Raw genomic sequence first — 4245 nt, forward strand, 5'->3', positions numbered from 1 at the left:
CCCCCCCCCCCCCCCGGCGCCGTCGACGCTCGCCGACGGCGTGGAGGTCGCGGGCGGGGACATGTGACCGGCCTTTCGAACACGGGAAACGGGACTCGTCCGGGATGTGCCGCCCGACGCCCCTCGCCCACCGGACGCATGCCGGGGCGGGCAGCCCGGGGCGGACCGCCACGGCGCCGCACGGCCGCTCGACGGCTCGGCAGCGCCCGTCGGCCGCCACACGGATCACACCCCCGGGCGGGAACGCCGAAGCCCTCTCTCGGCCATCCGGATGTCTGGACGAAGAGGCGTCGGGCCCGCCTTCGAGGGACACAACATCCCATCATATGAAAACGATTGTCAAGAGCGTTCCCCGCTCGGCGTGTCCCTCGCCTCCGGCGCGCCGCCCGGCCCCTCGTGCCGGGCGGGTCTCGACACGGGAGTCGCTTCCCCGCGAGGGGGCCGCTTCCCCGCCGGCCGCGGGCGTCAGGGAGCCGGTGCGGGGCCCGCGAGGTCGGAGAGCAGGTCGTCGAGGACCGTCTCCTCCTCGACGCGCACGCCGAGTTCGGCGAGGGCGCCGGACAGGTCCGGGTCCCAGGGGGACTCCGCGGGAGTGCCCGTCAGGGCCGGGAGTCCGGACACGGTGGTGGCGGCGGCGCGGTAGTCGGCGCCCGTGTAGCGCCAGGGCCGCCACGGAACGGCGCGGGCCAGCGCGGCGGCGATACGCAGCCCGCCCCAGTCGAAGTCGCCGTGGTACAGCGGCCGGGCGCCCCGGGCGTGCAGGCGGCTCAGCAGGGTGAGGGCGGCGGCCGAGGGCCGGCCCTGGAGGCAGACCATGGGCGGGCAGCCGGGGCCGTGGGCGTCGGCCGCCGCCGCGATCACGGCCGGGTTCTCGCAGACGTGGACGCGTCCGGAGGCCGCCTGCGGCACGAAGGAGGTGTCGCGGGCCAGTTGGCGCAGGGTGAGGACGACGGGCTCGCCCGCACCGGCCGACCAGTCCAGTGCCGGAGTGCCGCGCAGGTTGAGGGTGAGGACGGTGGAGGACAGCTCGTCCTTCAGCAGTCCCGCCGAGGCCCATGCCTCGCGCCGCCACCGGGCACCGGAGCCGTCGGCGAAGCCGGTCAGCGCGCGTGTTCCGGACAGTACGAGGGTGGCGAGCGGTCTGCCGTCGTCCAGGGCGTGGGCGCTGCCGAGGGTCCTGGCGGCGAAGGCCGCCAGCGAGACCGGAGGGTCGGCGGGCAGCGCCCGCAGGGCCGCCGCCGCGTCCGCCAGGAGTGGACGGGCCGCCTGTGGGGTCCGGGCCAGACGGCGGGCCAGGCCCTCCGCGCGCACGCGGGCGGCCCAGTCGGCCAGTCCGGGGCGGGCGGCGCCGAGCTCGCCGAGCGGCGCGTGGGCCTCCTCCCAGGCCGTCGCCTCGGCCCGGCGCGTCTCGTCGATCCGGGTCACGGGGCCGGTCAGCGCGGTCACGGCGGCGGCCAGCCCGTCCGGGCTGACGCCGGAGCGGCGCAGGATCTCGTCCACCGTCTCCAGACGCACCGTCAGGGAACGTCCGCCGTGCGGGGCGCGGCCCAGCAGGCGCTCCACCGCCGCCCGCTGGGCCGCGTCGGGACCGGTCAGGGTGGCCACGCCGGTCAGGGGGCGGCCGCGGGCCATCCGGTGCCGGGCGCGGTCGAGGAGCCAGGCCAGTTCGGGCACGCCGAGCAGGCGGGTGAGGCGGACGGTGTCGATCCGCTCGGGACGTGGAGTCATGTCCACGGGGAGTCCTGGGCCGTGGGCTTCCCGGTGGAGGCCGCGGCCGGGGAGGCGTGTTCCGGCTCGCCGTACGCCTGCGGGTCCGCGCCCCGCGACCGCCGCGTCCCGTCCCACTCCCAGCGGGTCACCAGGACCGCGGAGATCTCGTCGACGCGCGAGAGCTGGGCGATGGCGATGCCCGGCACCTGCGGGTAACAGGCCCATTCGCGCTCGCTGGTCATCACCACGTCCAGGTCGAAGGCGTGCAGCAGCCCCAGGCACTTGGCGCGCGAGTCGTCGTCCACGCCGGCGAACGCCTCGTCCAGGGTGACCAGGCGCGGGGCGTGCGGCACGGAGGCGCTGGCGTAGTGCGCGGACGCGGCGGCGAACAGCGGCACCGACGCCGCCAGCACCCGCTCTCCGCCCGAGGCGGGCCCGGTGGCCGGAACCCACCTGCCGTGCTGGTGGCGTTCGATGCCGAACTCGTGCCAGGAGCGGTAGTCGAGGGCCGCGGTGAGGTCCTCCAGCCAGCTTCCGGAGCTGTCGTCGGCGTGCCGGCGCGCGATCTGCTCCTGGAGGAACCCGCCGACCGCGGCCCGGTCCTCCGGCGACCAGGCGTCGGCGGACTGGCGCAGCCTCTCGCGGGCCTGGGCGAGCCCGGGCGGCGCCTTCCGCGAGGGCCGCCACACCAGACGCAGCACCATGCCGGTGGAGGTGGGCCGCTCCTCCAGTTCGGCGTTCATGGCCCGCACCTGCCGCTCGGCGGTGCCGATCAGTTCCTGGAGGGTGCCGGCGACCTCGGTGACGAGATGGGTCTCCAGGATCTCCCGTTCACGCGCGGACAGGATGCGGGTCAGCTCCTCCACCTCGGCGGCGAGCGCCTCGGCGAGTTCCGGCACGGCGCGCTCGCGCCCCTGGTAGACGATGTCGACGACAATGCCGTCCTCGCCGCTGCGGGCCGAGGCGGTGTGCCCGTGCCTCGACAACGCCTCCTGAAGCCTGGTCAGCTCCTCGCTCAGCCGCTTCTGCACCCGCTCCCAGGCGCCGTCGGAGTCGTCGGTCCCGGCGAGTTCGGACTCGACGGCGCGGGCCAGGACGACGGCCGGGGTCGCCGCCCACGGCCCGTCGGTCTCCGGCTGTTCGAGGCCGGGCAGGGCCACTGCCAGCAGTCCGGTCGCCGCGAACCGCTGGAGTGCGGCGACGGCCCGGTCCCGGACCGCCGCGGCCTCGGTGACGTCCTCCTCCAGCTGTTCGATGCGTCCCTCGGCGCGGCCGGCGTCCCGGTCCGCCCGCTGATGCTCCTGGCGGGCCCGCTTCTGCTCCTGTCCGCACAGCCGTGCCGCCTCGACGGTCTCGGCCAGACGGCGCTGCAGGTCGGCGACGGCGGCGCCGACGGTGGAGCGCAGGGTGGTGTGGTGCTCGTCGGCCGCGGCGGCCTGCCTTGCCGCCTCCTCCGTGCGCAGGGTCAGCTCCCCGGCCCGCTCCCCGGCCCGCTCCGCCTCGGCCCGTTCCCCGGCGAGGGCGCTCTCGGCGTCGGTGTGCTCCCGCAGTGCGGGCCACAGGGCGGCGAGGTGGGCGGTGAGATCGGCGAGGGCCTGGCGGACGGCCGCGAGTCCGGTGCGGTCGGCGGGCAGCTGGACGGCGGCGGCCGTCTCGGTGAGTTCGGCCGCGGCCCGCTCCGCCTGACGGGCCGCCCCGGCCAGTTCGGCGGAGCGCTCCTCGTGGCGGGTGCGGGCCCGGCCGACCGTGTCGGCGGCCGCTGCGGACAGCGCGTGGGCCCGGCGCAGACCGTCGTCGCCGGGGAAGGCCGACAGTTCGGCGTCCAGTACGCGGCGGCGCTCCGCCACCGCGCGGGACGCCTCCTCCAGCCCGGCCAGCTCCTCGCGCGAAGCGGACAGTTCGTCCCGCAGGGTGGTGATGCGGGCGCGGCGGGCCTCCTCGCGGGCGCCCTCGCCCACGTACTCGGCGGCCGGTTTGCTCCAGCTCCCGGTCAGCGCGCCGGTCCGGAAACGGCCGTCCGGCGACACCCAGGTCTCGCCCGCACCGCTCCCGCCGGAGGCGGCACGGGGGGCCTCGCCCAGCTTGATCGCGGCCAGCAGCCGCGCCACGGTCTCCTCCCCCACGCCGGCGGCCCGGGCGTCGCCGTGGTCGGGGGCCGGGCGCAGCACGTCGGCCAGGGTGGGCCCGGCGGCCGGGGCCCCGGAAACCGGCGTGGGCGCCAGCAGGACGTCGTGACCGTCGGCGAGGACCGCGGCGCCGTCCGGGCGCACCCACGCGTCCAGCAGGCCGGACGCCTCCAGGGCCGCCTCCAGGCCCGCGCGCTCGGTCTCCGCCAGATGCGGGCGGAAGTCGACCAGCCGCCACAGCGGCGCACCGGCCGCCCGGTCCCTGACCCCCAGGGTGCGGGTGTACGGGCCCTGGGGGCCGCTCTGGCGGCCCCCCTCCAGGGCGGCCAGCTCCGCTTCCGCCTCCGCGGCCCGGCCTCGCGCCGTGCGCCGCCGGTGGGCCAGGTCCGCCGCCCGGTCGGCCAGGTGG

General features: G+C 77.5%; 2 protein-coding genes. Both read right to left on the bottom strand.

From position 1 onward, the window contains the following. Positions 1-465: 465 nt before the first annotated feature. Positions 466-1728 (bottom strand): TIGR02679 family protein, encoded by a 1263-nt coding sequence (locus LJ221_RS09610; RefSeq protein WP_241715403.1) that lies wholly within the window; start codon positions 1726-1728, stop codon positions 466-468. Beyond that, positions 1725-4245: TIGR02680 family protein (locus tag LJ221_RS09615; protein ID WP_241715405.1), on the bottom strand; the 2521-nt coding region annotated here is incomplete at its 5' end. The genes LJ221_RS09610 and LJ221_RS09615, both read right to left, overlap by 4 nt.

The organism is Streptomyces sp. CNQ085 (assembly GCF_022614595.1).
Classification (GTDB): Bacteria; Actinomycetota; Actinomycetes; order Streptomycetales; family Streptomycetaceae; genus Streptomyces.

Coding starts and splice junctions, on each gene's coding strand:
- LJ221_RS09610 (WP_241715403.1), bottom strand. CDS start 1,728: ATGACTCCACGTCCCGAGCGGATCGACACCGTCCGCCTCACCCGCCTG.